The organism is Escherichia sp. AM3, from assembly GCF_032029835.1.
Classification (GTDB): domain Bacteria; phylum Pseudomonadota; class Gammaproteobacteria; order Enterobacterales; family Enterobacteriaceae; genus Escherichia; species Escherichia coli.
Genome location: NZ_JAVUPQ010000001.1, coordinates 60914 through 78448 on the forward strand (window position 1 = coordinate 60914; position 17535 = coordinate 78448).

The following is a 17535-nucleotide window of genomic DNA, read 5'->3' on the forward strand; positions in this document are numbered from 1 at the left end:
GGGATGCAAATACCTCGCATGTCGCTTCGCCAGCTAGCCTGGTCCGGCGCTGTTTTACTTCTGGTCGGCACGCTGTTGCTGGCCTGGTCCGCGGTTCGCCAGCAAGAGTCTACGCTGGCGATTCGTGCCGTTCATCAAGGCACAACGATGCCAGACGGTTTTTCAATCTGGCATCACCTTGACGCTCATGGCATTCCTTTCAAAAGTATCACCCCCAAAAACGACACTCTGTTAATTACCTTTGACTCCAGCGACCAGAGCGCCGCTGCAAAAGCGGTCCTCGACAGAACATTGCCCCAAGGCTACATCATTGCGCAGCAGGACAATAACAGTCAGGCTATGCAGTGGCTGACCCGGCTACGGGATAACTCTCATCGCTTCGGATAACTTCCTGTTATCCGAAACAGATCACTCACTTTGGTGATTTCACCGTAACTGTCTATGATTAATGAGGCGGTGGTTAACACTACCGCTTCGTTGTCTGGACAATCGTTCCTTTGTAATAGGTCCGAATCACAATGGAAGGTTCAAGAATGAAATACCGCATCGCTTTAGCTGTTTCTCTTTTTGCTCTTAGTGCTGGTAGTTATGCCACTACCCTGTGTCAGGAAAAGGAGCAAAATATCCTTAAGGAGATCAGCTATGCCGAAAAACACCAAAACCAGAATCGTATTGACGGTCTGAATAAAGCCCTGAGTGAAGTCCGGGCCAACTGTTCAGATAGCCAGCTGCGTGCCGATCATCAGAAGAAAATCGCAAAGCAGAAAGATGAGGTGGCGGAACGCCAGCAAGATTTAGCCGAGGCGAAGCAAAAAGGCGATGCCGATAAGATTGCCAAACGCGAACGGAAACTGGCAGAAGCGCAGGAAGAGCTGAAAAAGCTGGAAGCGCGCGACTACTAACTCACAATAGTCACTACTTACTCACCTGGAGAAAACTATGTCGAAAGAACACACTACGGAACATCTGCGTGCTGAGTTGAAATCCCTTTCCGATACGCTGGAAGAGGTGCTTAGCTCATCTGGCGAGAAGTCGAAAGAAGAGTTGAGTAAGATTCGTAGCAAAGCGGAGCAGGCACTGAAACAGAGCCGTTATCGCCTGGGTGAAACCGGTGATGCCATCGCCAAACAAACCCGTGTCGCGGCGGCGCGTGCCGATGAGTATGTGCGTGAAAATCCATGGACGGGCGTGGGCATTGGCGCTGCAATCGGTGTAGTGCTCGGCGTTCTGCTGTCGCGTCGTTAATTATGGCGGACACTCATCACGCGCAAGGGCCCGGTAAAAGCGTTCTGGGCATCGGGCAGCGAATTGTTTCCATCATGGTTGAAATGGTGGAAACACGTCTGCGGCTGGCGGTGGTTGAGCTGGAAGAGGAAAAAGCTAATCTCTTTCAACTTTTACTGATGCTGGGCCTGACGATGCTTTTCGCTGCATTTGGTCTTATGAGCCTGATGGTGCTAATTATTTGGGCGGTTGATCCGCAATATCGCCTGAATGCGATGATTGCCACCACCGTGGTGTTGCTGCTACTGGCACTGATTGGCGGTATCTGGACGTTACGTAAATCGCGTAAATCCACCTTGCTGCGCCATACACGCCATGAGCTGGCAAACGATCGGCAGCTGCTCGAGGAGGAGTCCCGTGAGCAGTAAAGTCGAACGTGAACGACGTAAGGCGCAACTGCTTAGCCAGATCCAGCAACAACGGCTGGATCTTTCTGCCAGTCGTCGTGAATGGCTGGAGGCAACAGGCGCTTACGATCGTCGCTGGAATATGCTGCTAAGTCTGCGCTCCTGGGCGCTGGTTGGCAGTAGCGTGATGGCGATCTGGACGATTCGCCATCCTAATATGCTGGTCCGCTGGGCCAGACGCGGTTTTGGCGTATGGAGCGCCTGGCGTCTGGTTAAAACGACCCTCAAGCAGCAACAGCTTCGCGGTTAACTTCCCTCTGGCCGGAGCCATTCCGGCCGTACCCATCAAATTTTTTGAAGATTTTTGACAGTTTTCCTTGCTAACAATCATCATTCACCACGTTTATGATTCTCTCCATCGACAGCAACGACGCTAATACCGCGCCCTTGCACAAAAAAACAATCAGCAGCCTGAGTGGCGCAGTGGAGAGTATGATGAAAAAATTAGAAGATGTTGGTGTACTGGTAGCACGCATTTTAATGCCGATTCTGTTTATTACCGCTGGCTGGGGAAAAATTACTGGCTACGCGGGTACCCAACAATATATGGAAGCAATGGGCGTCCCGGGTTTTATGCTGCCGCTGGTGATTCTGCTTGAGTTCGGTGGTGGTCTGGCAATCCTGTTCGGTTTCCTGACTCGCACCACTGCCCTGTTTACTGCGGGCTTTACGCTGCTGACGGCATTTTTATTTCACAGCAACTTTGCTGAAGGCGTCAACTCGCTGATGTTCATGAAAAACCTGACAATTTCTGGCGGATTCCTGCTGCTGGCAATTACCGGTCCGGGCGCGTATAGCATCGACCGCCTGCTGAATAAAAAGTGGTAAGCACGCGCTATACTTAACGATAAAAAACGAGGAGGAAGCTCCTCGTTTTTGCTATTGGAGGAGAGAAAAATGGGTCAACTGATTGACGGCGTCTGGCATGACACCTGGTACGATACCAAATCTACCGGCGGTAAATTTCAACGTTCAGCTTCCGCATTTCGTAACTGGCTCACTGCCGATGGCGCTCCTGGCCCCACTGGCACAGGCGGTTTTATCGCAGAGAAAGATCGTTATCATCTCTATGTTTCACTCGCCTGCCCGTGGGCGCACCGCACGCTGATCATGCGCAAACTCAAAGGACTGGAACCGTTTATTTCCGTTTCCGTAGTGAACCCGCTGATGCTGGAAAACGGCTGGACCTTTGATGACAGTTTTCCGGGAGCAACCGGAGACACGCTCTATCAACATGAATTTTTGTATCAGCTTTATCTCCGCGCCGATCCCCACTACAGCGGACGAGTTACTGTTCCCGTGCTGTGGGACAAAAAGAACCACACCATCGTCAGCAACGAATCAGCAGAAATCATCCGCATGTTTAATACCGCGTTTGATGCGCTGGGCGCGAAAGCGGGTGATTACTACCCACCAGCCCTGCAAACGAAAATTGACGAACTTAACGGCTGGATTTATGACACCGTTAACAACGGCGTGTATAAAGCTGGTTTTGCCACCAGCCAGCAAGCCTACGACGAAGCGGTGGAGAAAGTGTTTGAATCGCTGGCGCGACTGGAACAGATTTTAGGTCAGCATCGTTACCTGACCGGCAACCAGCTAACCGAAGCCGATATTCGCCTGTGGACCACGCTGGTCCGTTTTGATCCAGTGTATGTGACCCACTTCAAGTGTGATAAGCACCGCATCAGCGATTACCTTAATCTGTATGGCTTCCTGCGCGATATCTACCAGATGCCGGGAATTGCCGAAACAGTCAATTTCGATCACATCCGTAATCATTACTTCCGCAGCCATAAGACCATCAACCCTACGGGGATTATTTCAATTGGTCCGTGGCAGGATCTCGATGAACCGCATGGACGAGATGTTCGCTTCGGTTAAAAAAAGGCACCTTACGAGGTGCCTCTGATAATTAGCTAAGTGCATGTTGTTCATGTCGGATGCGGCGTGAACGCCTTATCAAACCTACAAAACATTTATATTCAATATGTTGCAATGACCGCGCAGGCCAGATAAGCGTAGCGCATCTGGCGATTTTGCGCTTGTCATCAGTCTTAGCACGCCTTCATAGCCCTTTATTAATTCCTTGAACGAATATTTACTGCCATTTCATTCACGTCTATTCTTAATTTGCTGCTTTAAAAACAAGTGATTGAGCAAAATTGAGGCAAAAATGGACTGGTATCTGAAAGTACTAAAAAATTATGTCGGTTTCCGGGGTCGTGCGCGGCGCAAAGAGTACTGGATGTTTATTCTGGTCAACATCATCTTTACGTTCGTGCTGGGGCTGCTGGATAAAATGTTAGGCTGGCAACGCGCTGGTGGCGAAGGCATCCTGACGACAATCTACGGTATTCTGGTGTTTTTACCGTGGTGGGCAGTTCAGTTCCGCCGCCTGCACGACACCGACCGCTCGGCGTGGTGGGCACTGCTATTCTTAATCCCGTTTATCGGCTGGCTTATTATCATCGTCTTTAACTGCCAGGCGGGTACGCCAGGCGAGAACCGCTTTGGACCAGATCCAAAACTGGAACCTTAAAACAAATCTGCTCGCCGGATGTCTGACTCATCCGGCTTTTATCATCATGTTAATGAATGAATAATTTACTAATATTTATTTAAAATATTTCAATGTCGTTATATAAATTACCTATAAAAAATAACCATGTATTTATCTTAAATATCAAAACCTTTATAACATCCGAAAAAGAAAGATACGAATAGCATTTACACAATACCCGGAATAGACTTTCATCACTTTTAATTAAAGGGATGTTTTTATGCAGTGGTATTTGTCCGTATTAAAAAATTATGTTGGTTTCTCTGGTCGCGCACGTCGTAAAGAGTACTGGATGTTTACTCTGATTAACGCCATCGTCGGCGCTATTATCAATGTCATTCAATTGATTTTAGGTCTGGAGCTTCCATATCTGTCTATGCTTTATTTGCTGGCAACCTTCCTTCCCGTCCTTGCGCTTGCTATCCGTCGCTTACACGATACCGACCGTTCAGGTGCCTGGGCCTTGCTCTTTTTTGTTCCGTTTATTGGCTGGCTCGTGCTTCTGGTTTTTTTCTGCACAGAAGGTACTTCTGGCAGCAATCGTTACGGAAACGATCCGAAGTTTGGTTCAAATTAATCTTAGAATTGGGGCGATATTTCGCCCCTTTTTATTAACAATAATAAATATTATTTTCCGTTAAAAAGTTTGGGAATTTCCCGCAGACACCAGGATTTCGCTTCCCCCATACTGTCACGACGCCAGGCCATAATAATATCGATCTCGCTGGTCGATTCCGGGCTGACGACACGCAACCGCCCTTCCGCAATATCTTTTTCGACCATAGGATACGGCATCGTCGCCACGCCAAGCCCCGCCAGTAATGCCTGACGTTTATCTTCAATCGTGCTCACCGTTAAGCGCGGCTGTTTGTCCAGCAGCTGTACGGTCAACACCGGGCGCTCACGAGCGGTATCCGCCACCGCAATTCCACGATATTTCACACGCGTCACTTCAGATAACGGTTCCGGCTCCTGATGAATCGGGTGATCAGGCGCGGCAACGTAGACGTTCATTAACGTATAGAGCTTGCGCGAGTTGATCTCCGACGAGGAACGAAAATGCATATCCGGCGCGATAACAATATCCGCCCGCCCCTGCTCCAGCCGTTCCCACGCCCCCGCCAGCACTTCTGTGATGATTGCCAGTTGGGTATTGGCTTTTGCCGCCAGTTTGTCGATTAACGGGAAAAAGGCAGGTGTCGGTACCAGCGCTTCGGTCACAATGGTGAGATGCGTTTCCCAACCGCGCGCGAGAGCTTCCGCATCAGTAGTCAGTTTATCTGCGGCTTCCAGCAAAACGCGCCCTCGCTCCAGCAACATCCTCCCGACATTGGTGAATTTGGTACGATGGCCCGAGCGGTCAAACAGCACCACATCCAGCTCTTCTTCCAGTTTTTGCATGGTGTAGCTAAGTGCGGAAGGCACGCGTCCCAGCTCATCCGCCGCCGCCGCAAAACTGCCCCGGCGATCGATCGCATCCATAACCCGTAGTGCTTCCAGCGTTAATGCCCTTTCTTTGGCCATTTCGTTCTCATTCAGGAAATTTGAACATACCGGGCAGAATATCTGGCTAACAATGTAGCGTCCAGCCCCTTACCATAAAAGGAAGTAAAGAGAGGTCAAGAATTATGATTACTACCCGAACTGCCAGGCAGTGTGGACAAGCAGACTACGGATGGTTGCAGGCCCGGTATACTTTTTCCTTTGGACACTACTTCGACCCGAAATTGTTAGGCTATGCCTCCCTGCGTGTGCTTAACCAGGAAGTGCTGGCCCCAGGTGCCGCCTTTCAGCCGCGAACCTATCCCAAAGTCGATATTTTAAATGTGATTCTGGATGGAGAAGCAGAGTATCGCGATAGCGAAGGCAATCATGTTCAGGCCAGCGCCGGAGAGGCGTTGCTACTCTCTACCCAGCCGGGTGTCAGCTATAGCGAACACAATCTCAGCAAAGACAAACCGTTAACGCGAATGCAGCTTTGGCTGGACGCCTGCCCGCAGCGAGAGAATCCGCTGATTCAAAAGCTGGCGCTTAATATGGGCAAACAGCAATTAATCGCCTCGCCAGAGGGTGCGATGGGAAGCCTGCAATTACGCCAGCAAGTGTGGCTGCACCATATCGTGCTCGACAAAGGCGAAAGTGCGAATTTCCAGTTGCATGGGCCACGCGCGTATTTGCAATCGATTCACGGGAAATTTCATGCGCTTACGCATCATGAAGAGAAAGCGGCGCTGACCTGCGGTGATGGGGCGTTTATTCGTGACGAGGCTAACATTACGCTGGTTGCCGATTCCCCACTGCGCGCTTTGCTGATAGATTTGCCTGTCTAGTTGTTTTTACAGGGAGATGATGATGAGTAAAAAATTGGCCAAAAAGCGCCAGCCGGTGAAGCCCGTGGTGGCGAAAGAACCTGCTCGCACCGCCAAAAATTTTGGCTATGAAGAGATGTTGAGCGAGCTGGAAGCTATCGTCGCGGATGCTGAAACGCGTTTAGTCGAGGATGAAGCTACCGCGTAAAGACAAGTTGCCGGATGCGGCGAAAACGCCTTATCCGGCACAATACCCAAAACCTGGCGTTTATCTGGCCTTGCTCGCCATAATCTCGATAATCTGCCGATCGGTTTGCTGCATCGAATGGCTTGCTAACGCACACAGGTTGGCAATCGACTGCTCAACATCATGCGCCACGATCCCTTCATTGCCGGTCACGGCGGTATCATCCAGCGCCATTAACACCGCTTTCCACGCAGCCGAAGCACTGGTCGAAACCTTCATCGCACAGCTGTTCGACGCTCCATCGCAAATCATGCCGCTGACATCGCCGATCATACTGCTGATCGCCATCGAGATAGTTTCATAACGCCCATCCACCAGCCATGCCATCCCGGCGGCGGCCCCCATTGCTGCGGTCGTTGCGGCACAAAGTGCAGACAAACGCGGTAACTGGTTATGGATGTAAATTGCGCTCAAATGCGAAAGCATCAGCGCACGCGCCAGCCGTTCATCATCCGCTCCGAAGTGTTCTGCTACCACCACCACAGGCATTGTTGCGGTGATCCCCTGGTTACCCGAGCCAGAGTTACTCATTGCCGGAAGCGTAGCGCCGCCCATACGCGCATCGGATGCCGCGCTGGTACGAATCACAATGGATGAAGAGAGATCTTTCGCCAGCAAACCGCGCGCGCACTGTTTTTCCAGCGTCGCGCCAATATGCAGCCCCCACTTACCGCTCAAACCTTCCTGCGATAACGCACAATTTAGCTTCGCAGAATCGAGAATAAAGCGGATCGCCGCAAACGGGACTTCATTGACGAACTTCAGGATCTCAGCCAGCGTCGTTCTGGAAAGCACCGTCAGCGGAGACTCTTGCTCGCCCTCTGCCACACACGCCTGCTGGGTAAACACCACACCATCGTGCGTCTCAATATGCACAATGTTGGTATGCCCGCCGACGATGGTGACACACGCCCACTTCTCACCGTTCCAGACTTTGGCGCGTGAGAAGAGGATTTCATTGCAAGGTTCCTGGATCTTAACGGAGACTTTCCCCGCCGCCAGCAGTGCTTTGGCATCGGCAATTGCCTGCGCAGTTGCGTCTTTCAGCACTTCCAGCCCGGCGTTGGCATTTCCACCTAACGCCCCCAGCGCCGCCGCAATCGGCAGCCCCACCATTCCCGTGCCGGGAACGGTGACGCCCAGACCGTTCTTCATCAGATTTGGCGAAACCCAGGCTTCTACACGTTCAACCGGACCTTCCAGTTCTGCCGCAGCAACCGCCGCCGCCAGCGCCAGTGAAATCGGTTCAGTACATCCCAGCGCCGGTTTTACTTCCTCCTGAACGGCGAGGATGTAACGCTGCCATAACGGATTTAAAGTCGAATCAAACATATTAAAAACCTTAAAATTTCAGGTAAATCAAGAAAATGCCAGGAACGGAGAAACACAAAGCAACAAACCAGTGACGATAATCAGGTACAGAGACATCCCTTTGTATTTGTGCAATGCCGGTACTTTGTAAACCAGCCACGCCGGGATCAGGCACCCTACCATGCCGAAAATCGGGCTACAGATAGAGGTGAAGCTCAACACCGGTGCGTTCAGTACGATGGCGCTCCAGGCCAGCAAAATGGCGAAAATCATGATGCCGCGCTGAACAAGATTTTCGTTAATCTTCTCGGCAGGCATCTTGCGACGCAGGATGTTCATTACGATCCCTTGCGTTGCTTCGCGAAAGCCTAAATAGACGCCAAAGAATGCAGTCATGACAGCAAAGATATTGAGAATGACGCTGACCACTTTCACCCACGCTGCGCCGTCACCGCTAATAAACTGTGCGGCAATCGCCAGCGCGGAAATATTCTGCTCGTAGGCTTTTACCGCTTCGTCATGTCCCATCGCCAGCGTGAACGACACGGCGTAGAAAAAGACGGTGACAAACAAAATGCCAAACGCGATATTCATTGCCCGCAATGCTTTATGCCGCGCCACTTCAATTGATTTTTCCCGCGAGCGATAAGAGATCACCATCGGGCTTAACGTCTGGATAAACAGAATCGACGTCAGGGTAAACGGCAGCGTAATAATGGCGTTTTTCACCAGCAGCCCCAGCGGCGGTAGCGAACCGACGTTATACAGATGCCACATTCCCACCATCGACACGCCCAGCGCCGCGACCACCAGCAGCTTGGTCAGCACCATGCCGGTCGAAATTTTGAATAACAATTTCTCGCCGCGTGAAGAGATCGCCACCAGAATGCAAATCAGTACCAGACCATAAAAGGGACTGTCTGACAGCAACCCTTCCGTCACGCCGAAGGTATGCAGATAGGAAGCACTATCGTTGGTGATGGCGGTGGAATAGACGAACATCCAAATCACCAGCATTACGAAATAGAGCGCACCTAACAGGATGCCCCAGTTTTTACCTAAATAACCGCTAATGACACTCGGGTAATCTTTACATTCTGGTGATTCTGCCAGCGTATTAATAAACAACCGCTGAAACAGATACATTGCCGGGTAACCAATCACCGATGAGAGCAAAAATACCCACAATCCCATCAAACCGACCTGCACCGGGAGAAAAACAATCCCCGCGCCAATCGCCATCCCGATACTCATAATCACCCAGCCGGTGTCAGTACTGTCGAATTTGATCGCTTCTCGCCACTCGCTCTCACTCATTCCAGCACGACCCGCCGGGGTCGAAGCGTCTGCAATGACGCCTTTATTCGATGCAATTTCCATAATTTCTCGCTCAAAATTTTGTAGGGCTTATTATTTTTTTCCGAGCCGCATCAAGGCGATATGCGGTCTACGTTTTTGCAGGCGAGTTATTAGAATAAAGAAATGATACGCGCGAGGTCAGAGAAAATCTTCACAATCAAGACTTTGAAATAACGGAGATGGATAAGAATTTTCTACTAAATTAATCGCAAGAGAATATTCATTCTCTATTTGCGGCAGATCACAAAAAAAAGGTGCACATTTGTGCACCCAAGGATGAAAGCTGACAGCAATGTCAGCCGCAGACCACTTTAATGGCCAGTCCTCCGCGTGATGTTTCGCGGTATTTATCGTTCATATCTTTGCCGGTTTCATACATCGTCTCGATCACTTTATCGAGTGAAACACGCGGTGCCGAGGTGCGGCGCATCGCCATCCGCGCGGCGTTTACTGCTTTCACGGCATTAATGGCATTACGTTCAATGCACGGGATTTGTACCTGTCCGGCAACCGGATCGCAGGTCAGCCCAAGGTTATGCTCCATCGCGATTTCCGCCGCATTGCATACCTGCGCCGGACTGCCGCCCAGTAGTTCAGTTAACCCTGCCGCCGCCATTGAACAGGCCACGCCAATCTCCCCCTGACAGCCGACTTCCGCGCCAGAGATGGAGGCGTTCATTTTATACAGCGCGCCAATAGCCCCCGCGGCCAGAAAATAGCGGGCAATTGACCGCTCGTTTACCGGACGACGGAACTTATCGTAATAAGCCAGTACTGCCGGAATAATGCCGCACGCACCGTTAGTCGGTGCCGTTACCACGCGCCCGCCAGCTGCGTTTTCTTCACTAACCGCCAGCGCGTACATGTTGATCCAGTCGATGACATTCATCGGATCGTTAGAGATGTTATCGCTGGAAACCAGCTGACGACGCAGCGCTACGGCACGGCGCGGCACATTGAGCGGACCAGGCAGCACGCCTTCAGTGTTCATCCCACGTTCAATACCGTCATGCATCACTTGCCAGATACGGGCAAAACCGGCGTCAATTTCCGCTTTGCTGCGCAGCGCTAGCTCGTTGTGCATCATCAGACCAGATATAGACAGGCCGTTGTAATCACACATTTTCAGCAGTTCACCTGCTGAGTGGAAATCGTAAGGTACGGACGTTTCGACATCGTGCGACAGGCCGAAGTGTTCTTCTTCGACAATAAACCCGCCGCCGACAGAGTAATAGGTTTTACTTAATAGCTCTTCCTGTCCCTTCCAGGCAGTGATCCGCATTCCGTTCTCATGGCGAGGCAACATTTCGGGATGGAAGATAATGTTCTTTGCTACAGGAAAATCAACAATATGCGCACCAGATGCCACTGGCAGCCGCCCGCTGCGCGTTACTAACTCTATAAATGCAGGGATCTCATCAATGACAACATCCTGCGGACTGTTTCCTGCCAGTCCCATGATGATGGCGACATCCGTGGCATGGCCTTTGCCCGTCAGTGACAACGACCCGTACAGATCGACCACAATATGGCTCGTCGCGGTTAATAAGCCGCTACTTTCCAGCCGATCAATAAAACTTTTTCCGGCATTCATTGGCCCCACGGTATGCGAACTGGAGGGACCAATCCCAATTTTGAAAATATCGAATGCACTAATCATATCCACACCCTCGGATTGCCGTTCAGTGAAGTGGAGCGGAACGACCTTACGACCGTCCCGCTCACGAGGCTTTACGCACTACGTACTGCGATGGCTTCAATTTCCAGCTTCACATCTTTCGGCAAACGCGCGACCTGCACACAGCTCCGGGTCGGATAGGTCGCCTGATGCTCATCGAAGAACTGCTTATAGACTTCGTTGATGGTGGCAAAATCATTCAGATCGGTGATAAACACGGTCATCTTGATGATATCGCCCACGCTCAGCCCGGCAGCAACCACGATCGCTTTGACGTTTTCGAGGCTTAAACGCGCCTGATCTTGCACATCAGCCGGGATCTCACCGGTCTGTGGGCAAACCGGTATTTGCCCGGAGGTGAAGACCATGCTGCCTAAATCAACGCCCTGAACATAAGGGCCGATTGCGCCTGGGGCACGTTGCGTTTCGATAATCTTTTTCATACATCCTCCGGCGTCAGAGCGCCTGGGTAAAGGTACGTGAAATAACATCCTGTTGCTGTTCACGGGTCAGTGCGTTGAAGCGCACGGCGTAGCCAGAGACACGGATTGTCAGGTTAGGATATTTTTCCGGGTGCTCGATGGCATCCAGCAGCATTTCCCGATTCATTACGTTGACGTTGAGGTGTTGACCGCCTTCGACATCCGCTTCGTGGTGGAAATACCCATCCAGCAGGCCGACAAGGTTGGTTTTACGTACTGGATCTTCTTTGCCCAGCGCCGCAGGAACGATTGAGAAGGTGTACGAGATCCCATCTTTGGCGTAGGTGAACGGCAGTTTCGCCACCGACGTCAATGAGGCCACGGCACCTTTGCGGTCACGACCATGCATCGGGTTAGCGCCCGGCGCGAACGGTGTTCCGGCGCGACGACCGTCCGGCGTATTACCGGTTTTCTGGCCGTACACCACGTTAGAAGTGATAGTCAGAATCGACTGGGTAGGGACGGCGTTGCGATAGGTTGGCAGCGCTTTAATTTTCTTCATAAAGCGTTCAACCAGGTCGCAGGCAATGCTGTCTACGCGCTCGTCGTTGTTGCCGTACTGCGGATATTCACCGTCGATTTCAAAGTCCACCGCCAGGCCGTTTTCGTCACGGATTGGTTTCACGCGGGCATATTTGATGGCAGACAGGGAGTCCGTCGCCACCGACAGGCCCGCGATGCCGCATGCCATAGTGCGATAGACATCACGATCGTGCAGCGCCATCAGCGAAGCTTCGTAGCTGTACTTGTCGTGCATGTAGTGAATGATATTCAGCGCGCTGATGTACTGCACCGCCAGCCAGTCCATGAAGTGATCGAGGCTGTCCATCACTTTGTCGTAATCCAGCACGTCGTCCATCAGCGGTGCTGTTTTCGGCCCGACCTGAATCTTCAGCTTCTCGTCCACCCCGCCGTTAATTGCGTAGAGCAGCGTTTTCGCCAGGTTAGCGCGTGCACCAAAGAACTGCATTTGCTTACCAATCACCATTGGGCTGACGCAGCAGGCAATCGCGTAATCGTCGCTGTTGAAGTCAGTACGCATCAGATCGTCATTTTCATACTGCAAGGAAGAGGTGACGATCGACACCTGCGCGGCATATTTTTTGAAGGCAATCGGTAATTCTTCCGACCAAAGAATGGTCAGGTTAGGTTCCGGTGCCGGCCCCATAGTGTGCAGGGTGTGCAAATAGCGGAAGGAGTTTTTGGTCACCAGCGTACGACCGTCCAGCCCCATCCCGCCGATCACTTCCGTCGCCCAGATTGGGTCGCCGGAGAACAGCGAATCAAATTCCGGTGTACGCAGGAAGCGTACCATACGGATCTTCATGATGAAGTGATCGATCAGTTCCTGTGCCTGCTGCTCATTGAGTACGCCAGCTTTAAAGTCGCGCTCAATGTAGATATCGAGGAACGATGCCGTGCGGCCCAGCGACATCGCGCCGCCATTTTGCGATTTCACTGCCGCCAGATAAGCGAAGTAGAGCCACTGCACCGCTTCCTGCGCATTCTGCGCCGGGCGAGAGATATCAAAGCCATATTTCGCCGCCATTTCCTGAATCTGCAACAGCGCATGACGATGCTCTGCCAGCTCCTCACGCAGACGGATGGTGGCTTCCAGATCCTCGCCTTTTTCCAGACGAGACTGGAGATCGGCAAATTGCAGTTCGCGTTCACGTACCAGATAACTGATGCCATACAGCGCTACGCGGCGATAGTCACCGATAATGCGCCCACGGCCATAGCCATCTGGTAAACCGGTCAGCACGCCAGATTTACGGCAGCGCAGCATATCCGGTGAGTAAACATCAAATACGCCCTGGTTATGGGTTTTACGCAGATCGGTAAACAGATATTCAAATTCACTGTCCATTTCTCGGCCATAGGCGTGGAATGAACTTTTAATCATATTAATGCCACCGAACGGGTGTAGCGCACGTTTCAACGGCGCATCCGTTTGCAGGCCAACAATTTTTTCCAGCGGCTGGTTAATATATCCCGCATCATGAGCGGTAATTGTGGTGGCAATATTGGTATCGAAATCAACCGGCGCGTGGGTTGCATTTTCGATACGGATGCCTTCCATTACTTTTTCCCACAATTCCGTGGTGGCAGGCGTCGCTTCGGCGAGGAAAGATTCATCGCCTTCATACGGTGTATAGTTATGTTGAATAAAATCGCGGACATTAATTTCGTTTTTCCAGTCCGTACCTTTAAAGCCAAGCCATGCGTCGGCGTACAGCTTATCGCTGGTATCAATATCTACCTTCATGAAAAATAATCTCTCTACAATACTTCAACTAAATTATGCAAATTCTGCGGGCGCGTTAACTTTGCCTAAATGAATGGCATCCAAAGCAATCATTTTTTCTTCGTTAGTCGGAATAACGGCACAAATGACACGCGCATTTTCACTGGAAACAATTCGCTCACCACAGGAGTTAGAGCGATTATTCATTTCTGTATCAATCTCTAAGCCTAATACAGCCAAATGTTCCATGACCAGACGACGAATTAAGCTTGAATTCTCTCCTATTCCGCCGGTGAATATAATTCCATCCAGGCGACGTAATGAAGCTGCGTGTCCGGCAATATGACGGGCAATTCGGTGAACAAAGGTTTTAATTGCCAGTTGCGCGCGTTCGTGACCTTCATGCCAGGCTTTTTCCAGAACACGTAAATCCGAAGAAAGACCGGAAATACCTAATAATCCCGACTCTTTATTCACTACGCGTTCCAGGTCACCCAGGCTCTGGTTGGTTTGGCTGGCGACCCAGGACATCGCACCAAAGTCGACATCGCCACTGCGGGTACCCATCATCAAGCCTTCCAGCGGCGTCATTCCCATTGAGGTATCAACACTCTGACCGTTGCGAACCGCGCAGATTGACGCGCCATTGCCAAGATGCGCCACAACCAGGCCGGAGTCATCTTCCGCCAGATTCAGCAGCGAATGTGCGCGCTGGGAAACATAGCGGTGCGACGTGCCGTGGAAACCATAACGGCGTACACCTAACTCTTCATAATATTTCCACGGCAGGCCGTATAAATAAGCTTCCGGAGCCATCGTCTGGTGGAAACTGGTATCAAATACCGCCACCTGAGTTACGCCCGGAAATAATTGCTGCGCCGATTCAATACCACTTAAATTGGCGTAATTATGCAGGGGTGCCAGTGGAGAAACGCGACGGATATTATCAATGACTTCATCGGTAATAATGGCGGACTCGGTAAAAATACTGCCGCCGTGAGCGATGCGGTGGCCAATTAAGGCCACACTGTCATTTAAATTCCGTTTTTCCAGTTCAAATGCAATTGCCTTCAATGCACCTTCGTAGCTGTGGTGAGCCAGCGGTGCTGGCTCTCCCCCATTTACGGATAAGAATGCATTTTCCGAGTTAATACCGTCGGCAATACCTGACATTAATACTTCACAGTCGCTGGCATCGAGCACGGAAAACTTAATCGAAGACGAACCACAGTTAATAACCAAAACAACCGGAAATTCATTCATCTCTTTTCTCATCCTGAGTTACGGATTAAAACAGTTTGTATACGATGTTCAGGATGGTCAGCAGACCAATCACGGTAACAAACACGTTATCCAGACGACCACGGTATTTCGCCAGAGACGGCGCTTTACGGATGGCATACATCGGCAACAGGCACAGCAGGGATGCGATAATCGGTGCGCCCATGGCTTCAATCAGGTCAAGGATGTTCGGGTTGGCGTAGGCAACAACCCAGGTGGAGCCCATGATGAAGATCATGCTGATAGTGTTCAGTTTACCCAGCGACACTTTAGTTTTGTCGCCTTTATAACCAAACTTCAGGACCAGGCCATTCAGACCTTCCAGCGTTCCCAGATAGTGACCGAAGAAAGATTTGAAGATAGCCACGAGTGCGATGATGGAAGCCGCATATTCCAGTGTAATCGCGAACGTTGTTTTGGTACCGGTCATGGACGCAAAGTGGTTAGCCAGATAAGAAAGCACTGGAATATTCTGCGCTTTGGCTTCCGCCATGTTGGCCGGAGACAGAGTAAACAGGCAGCTAAAGGCAAAGAACATCACCACTGCAACCATCAGCATGCTGGCACGAGAAATGATTTGGGAACATTTACGTTCGGTGAAGTCGCGACCGAAGTCTTTCTCATACTCTTCACGCTTAGAAACCACGAAGGAAGAGACGATTGGCGAGAAGTTAAAGGAGAAAACCATGATGGAAATCCCCAGCCAGACAGTGATCAGGATACCGTCATGACCGGTTAACGACAGCGAACCGAGGTCAACCTGGTCGATAACTGCAGAGTTCCAGTAAGGGATCAGCGACAAAGAAATCAGCACCAGGCTGGCGATAAACGGCCATACCAGGTAGCTCATCACTTTAACCATCAGATCCTTACCAAACCAGATGACGAAAGCCATCAGCAGCAACAGGAACAGCGCCACAAAGCCGCGATTCAGCGGTGCAAAGCCGAGCTGGTTTTCCCAGAACGTCATAAAGGTATTGGTAATAGTAACGCCATAAATCCACAGCAGTGGGCAAATCGCGAAGAAGTACAGGAACGTGATAACCACGCCGCCAGTTTTACCAAAATGCTCTTCCACCGTTTCCGTAATGTTGCCGGAAGGGTTAGAGCCAGAAAGACACAGACGCGCCAGCGCCCGGTGGCAATAAAACGCGATGGGGTATGCCAATACCAACATCAGAAGAATCGGGATCAGTCCGCCAAAACCTGCGCGGATAGGGAAGAACAGCACCCCGGCGCCGATTGCCGTACCAAACAAGCCTAACGTCCATGTGGTATCTGATTTACGCCAGGACGATTGTTTTGTCTGGCTGGATACAATGCTATCTGAAGTACTCATATCCTATCCTCAACGAATTAATTAAGCGTCAACGAAACCGGTGATTTGAGAGACGCGAGAAAGATCGATATTGCCGCCGGAAATAATACTGACGGTTTTTCTGTTTTGAATATATTGGTCTAATTTACCGCTTAATAATGCAGCACATGCCAGAGCGCCTGCGCCTTCGGTGACGACTTTATTGCGCTGAATTAAGGCAATCATACTGTTTCTGATTTCGTCTTCGCTGACCAGCACGATGTCATCGACTAATTCACGAACGATTTCGTAAGTTAAATTACCCGGGCGGGAGACATCACAACCATCCGCCAGGGTGCCGGTAGTTCGGTGCGTGGTTATTTCTCCGGAGTGGAAAGAAGCCGCCATGCCGTGAACGTTTTCAGACTGTACGCCAATAACACGAATGGTCGGGTTAATAGATTTAATTGCCACCGCAATACCAGCAATTAAACCGCCACCACCAATTGGCACAATCACGTTATCGACATCATAGAGATCTTCCATAATTTCCAGACCAATCGTTCCCTGGCCAGCAATCACTTTCGGATCATCGTAAGGTGGAATAAAAATACGGCCTTCCATTTCGACAATTTCGCTCACTTTAGCGATAGTGTCGTTGAAGTTATCACCATGCAGAACGACTTCTGCGGAGTAGTCGCACGTTGCCGCTACTTTGGATTTTGGCGCACCTTTTGGCATCACCACTTTACCGTCGATACCCAGCATCGCGCAGGAGAGGGAAACCCCTTGCGCATGGTTGCCCGCAGAACAGGCCACCACGCCTTTGCGTTTTTCCGCATCGGTCAGTGAACTTAATTTATTAAATGCGCCACGAATTTTAAATGAACCCGTACGCTGCATATTTTCAAACTTCAGGAATATTTCACCTTTGCAACGTTCACTAAAATAGTTGGAGCGAGGCATGCCTGTTTTATAAATTCGCCCAGCCAGTCGTTGTTTCGCTTCAATAATGTCATCAATAGCAACCGGCAGATCGTATGTAATATGCATTATAAAACCTCTTCGC

General features: G+C 50.7%; 20 protein-coding genes. 11 read left to right on the forward strand and 9 right to left on the reverse strand.

Annotation, left to right across the window (positions count from 1 at the left end):
• The first annotated feature begins 3 nt into the window (after positions 1 to 3).
• The 9 genes from mzrA (at position 4) to RTW80_RS00305 (ending at position 4831) form a co-directional block, all read left to right on the forward strand.
• Positions 4 to 387 (forward strand): EnvZ/OmpR regulon moderator MzrA, encoded by a 384-nt coding sequence (gene mzrA / locus RTW80_RS00265; RefSeq protein WP_001166761.1) that lies wholly within the window; start codon positions 4 to 6, stop codon positions 385 to 387.
• A gap of 146 nt (positions 388 to 533) precedes the next feature.
• The gene (yqjC, locus tag RTW80_RS00270) at positions 534 to 902 is read left to right on the forward strand and encodes a DUF1090 family protein YqjC (RefSeq protein ID WP_001295543.1); all 369 of its coding nucleotides are present in this window, start codon (positions 534 to 536) and stop codon (positions 900 to 902) included.
• A 37-nt stretch (positions 903 to 939) separates the two neighbouring features.
• A complete protein-coding gene (locus RTW80_RS00275) occupies positions 940 to 1245 on the forward strand; it encodes a YqjD family protein (protein WP_000031415.1) in 306 nt (101 codons plus the stop codon).
• A gap of 2 nt (positions 1246 to 1247) precedes the next feature.
• Positions 1248 to 1652, forward strand: a complete 405-nt coding sequence (locus tag RTW80_RS00280) for a phage holin family protein (protein WP_000785722.1) — start codon at positions 1248 to 1250, stop codon at positions 1650 to 1652.
• Entirely contained in the window at positions 1642 to 1941 is a 300-nt protein-coding gene (locus RTW80_RS00285; RefSeq protein WP_000096086.1) for a YqjK-like family protein, read from the forward strand. The genes RTW80_RS00280 and RTW80_RS00285 overlap by 11 nt, the downstream gene beginning before the upstream one ends.
• A gap of 185 nt (positions 1942 to 2126) precedes the next feature.
• Positions 2127 to 2519, forward strand: a complete 393-nt coding sequence (locus RTW80_RS00290) for a DoxX family protein (RefSeq protein ID WP_000732240.1) — start codon at positions 2127 to 2129, stop codon at positions 2517 to 2519.
• Between the two features lie 69 nt (positions 2520 to 2588).
• The gene (yqjG, locus tag RTW80_RS00295) at positions 2589 to 3575 is read left to right on the forward strand and encodes a glutathionyl-hydroquinone reductase YqjG (RefSeq protein ID WP_000531210.1); all 987 of its coding nucleotides are present in this window, start codon (positions 2589 to 2591) and stop codon (positions 3573 to 3575) included.
• A gap of 292 nt (positions 3576 to 3867) precedes the next feature.
• The gene (locus tag RTW80_RS00300; RefSeq protein ID WP_000384145.1) at positions 3868 to 4233 is read left to right on the forward strand and encodes a DUF805 domain-containing protein; all 366 of its coding nucleotides are present in this window, start codon (positions 3868 to 3870) and stop codon (positions 4231 to 4233) included.
• Between the two features lie 241 nt (positions 4234 to 4474).
• Positions 4475 to 4831, forward strand: coding sequence for a DUF805 domain-containing protein (locus RTW80_RS00305; RefSeq protein WP_001198807.1), 357 nt, complete (start codon positions 4475 to 4477; stop codon positions 4829 to 4831).
• Positions 4832 to 4881: 50 nt separating this feature from the next.
• Here the strand turns inward: RTW80_RS00305 and yhaJ are convergent, their stop codons facing one another.
• The gene (yhaJ, locus tag RTW80_RS00310; RefSeq protein ID WP_001041009.1) at positions 4882 to 5778 is read right to left on the reverse strand and encodes a DNA-binding transcriptional regulator YhaJ; all 897 of its coding nucleotides are present in this window, start codon (positions 5776 to 5778) and stop codon (positions 4882 to 4884) included.
• 104 nt (positions 5779 to 5882) lie between these two features.
• On the opposite strand from yhaJ, the gene RTW80_RS00315 reads away from it, so the two are divergent.
• On the forward strand, positions 5883 to 6584 hold the full coding sequence (locus RTW80_RS00315; protein WP_000633576.1) for a pirin family protein: 702 nt from the start codon (positions 5883 to 5885) through the stop codon (positions 6582 to 6584).
• Positions 6585 to 6606: 22 nt separating this feature from the next.
• Positions 6607 to 6771, forward strand: a complete 165-nt coding sequence (gene yhaL, locus RTW80_RS00320; RefSeq protein ID WP_001300823.1) for a protein YhaL — start codon at positions 6607 to 6609, stop codon at positions 6769 to 6771.
• A gap of 60 nt (positions 6772 to 6831) precedes the next feature.
• Here yhaL and cyuA read toward each other — a convergent pair whose 3' ends face one another.
• The 8 genes from cyuA to tdcB all read right to left on the reverse strand — a co-directional run bounded on the left by cyuA (position 6832) and on the right by tdcB (position 17519).
• A complete protein-coding gene (gene cyuA / locus RTW80_RS00325; RefSeq protein ID WP_000460514.1) occupies positions 6832 to 8142 on the reverse strand; it encodes a cysteine desulfidase in 1311 nt (436 codons plus the stop codon).
• A gap of 27 nt (positions 8143 to 8169) precedes the next feature.
• Entirely contained in the window at positions 8170 to 9501 is a 1332-nt protein-coding gene (locus RTW80_RS00330; RefSeq protein ID WP_000401598.1) for an amino acid permease, read from the reverse strand.
• A gap of 274 nt (positions 9502 to 9775) precedes the next feature.
• Positions 9776 to 11140, reverse strand: coding sequence for an L-serine ammonia-lyase (gene tdcG, locus RTW80_RS00335; protein WP_000622126.1), 1365 nt, complete (start codon positions 11138 to 11140; stop codon positions 9776 to 9778).
• A gap of 71 nt (positions 11141 to 11211) precedes the next feature.
• The gene (locus RTW80_RS00340) at positions 11212 to 11601 is read right to left on the reverse strand and encodes an enamine/imine deaminase (RefSeq protein WP_000719990.1); all 390 of its coding nucleotides are present in this window, start codon (positions 11599 to 11601) and stop codon (positions 11212 to 11214) included.
• Positions 11602 to 11614: 13 nt separating this feature from the next.
• Positions 11615 to 13909: a 2-ketobutyrate formate-lyase/pyruvate formate-lyase gene (gene tdcE, locus RTW80_RS00345; protein ID WP_000861734.1), complete on the reverse strand. Its 2295-nt coding sequence runs from the start codon at positions 13907 to 13909 to the stop codon at positions 11615 to 11617.
• Between the two features lie 33 nt (positions 13910 to 13942).
• Complete coding sequence (tdcD, locus tag RTW80_RS00350; RefSeq protein ID WP_001295545.1) at positions 13943 to 15151, reverse strand: propionate kinase; 1209 nt, start codon at positions 15149 to 15151, stop codon at positions 13943 to 13945.
• 25 nt (positions 15152 to 15176) lie between these two features.
• Positions 15177 to 16508, reverse strand: a complete 1332-nt coding sequence (gene tdcC, locus RTW80_RS00355) for a threonine/serine transporter TdcC (protein ID WP_000107723.1) — start codon at positions 16506 to 16508, stop codon at positions 15177 to 15179.
• A gap of 21 nt (positions 16509 to 16529) precedes the next feature.
• On the reverse strand, positions 16530 to 17519 hold the full coding sequence (gene tdcB, locus RTW80_RS00360; protein WP_000548347.1) for a bifunctional threonine ammonia-lyase/L-serine ammonia-lyase TdcB: 990 nt from the start codon (positions 17517 to 17519) through the stop codon (positions 16530 to 16532).
• Between the last annotated feature and the right edge of the window lie 16 nt (positions 17520 to 17535).

Coding starts and splice junctions, on each gene's coding strand:
- cyuA (WP_000460514.1), bottom strand. CDS start 8,142: ATGTTTGATTCGACTTTAAATCCGTTATGGCAGCGTTACATCCTCGCC.
- tdcB (WP_000548347.1), bottom strand. CDS start 17,519: ATGCATATTACATACGATCTGCCGGTTGCTATTGATGACATTATTGAA.
- RTW80_RS00275 (WP_000031415.1), top strand. CDS start 940: ATGTCGAAAGAACACACTACGGAACATCTGCGTGCTGAGTTGAAATCC.
- tdcE (WP_000861734.1), bottom strand. CDS start 13,909: ATGAAGGTAGATATTGATACCAGCGATAAGCTGTACGCCGACGCATGG.
- RTW80_RS00340 (WP_000719990.1), bottom strand. CDS start 11,601: ATGAAAAAGATTATCGAAACGCAACGTGCCCCAGGCGCAATCGGCCCT.
- RTW80_RS00300 (WP_000384145.1), top strand. CDS start 3,868: ATGGACTGGTATCTGAAAGTACTAAAAAATTATGTCGGTTTCCGGGGT.
- yhaJ (WP_001041009.1), bottom strand. CDS start 5,778: ATGGCCAAAGAAAGGGCATTAACGCTGGAAGCACTACGGGTTATGGAT.
- RTW80_RS00315 (WP_000633576.1), top strand. CDS start 5,883: ATGATTACTACCCGAACTGCCAGGCAGTGTGGACAAGCAGACTACGGA.
- yhaL (WP_001300823.1), top strand. CDS start 6,607: ATGAGTAAAAAATTGGCCAAAAAGCGCCAGCCGGTGAAGCCCGTGGTG.
- tdcD (WP_001295545.1), bottom strand. CDS start 15,151: ATGAATGAATTTCCGGTTGTTTTGGTTATTAACTGTGGTTCGTCTTCG.
- tdcG (WP_000622126.1), bottom strand. CDS start 11,140: ATGATTAGTGCATTCGATATTTTCAAAATTGGGATTGGTCCCTCCAGT.
- RTW80_RS00305 (WP_001198807.1), top strand. CDS start 4,475: ATGCAGTGGTATTTGTCCGTATTAAAAAATTATGTTGGTTTCTCTGGT.
- yqjC (WP_001295543.1), top strand. CDS start 534: ATGAAATACCGCATCGCTTTAGCTGTTTCTCTTTTTGCTCTTAGTGCT.
- RTW80_RS00280 (WP_000785722.1), top strand. CDS start 1,248: ATGGCGGACACTCATCACGCGCAAGGGCCCGGTAAAAGCGTTCTGGGC.
- mzrA (WP_001166761.1), top strand. CDS start 4: ATGCAAATACCTCGCATGTCGCTTCGCCAGCTAGCCTGGTCCGGCGCT.
- tdcC (WP_000107723.1), bottom strand. CDS start 16,508: ATGAGTACTTCAGATAGCATTGTATCCAGCCAGACAAAACAATCGTCC.
- RTW80_RS00330 (WP_000401598.1), bottom strand. CDS start 9,501: ATGGAAATTGCATCGAATAAAGGCGTCATTGCAGACGCTTCGACCCCG.
- RTW80_RS00290 (WP_000732240.1), top strand. CDS start 2,127: ATGAAAAAATTAGAAGATGTTGGTGTACTGGTAGCACGCATTTTAATG.
- yqjG (WP_000531210.1), top strand. CDS start 2,589: ATGGGTCAACTGATTGACGGCGTCTGGCATGACACCTGGTACGATACC.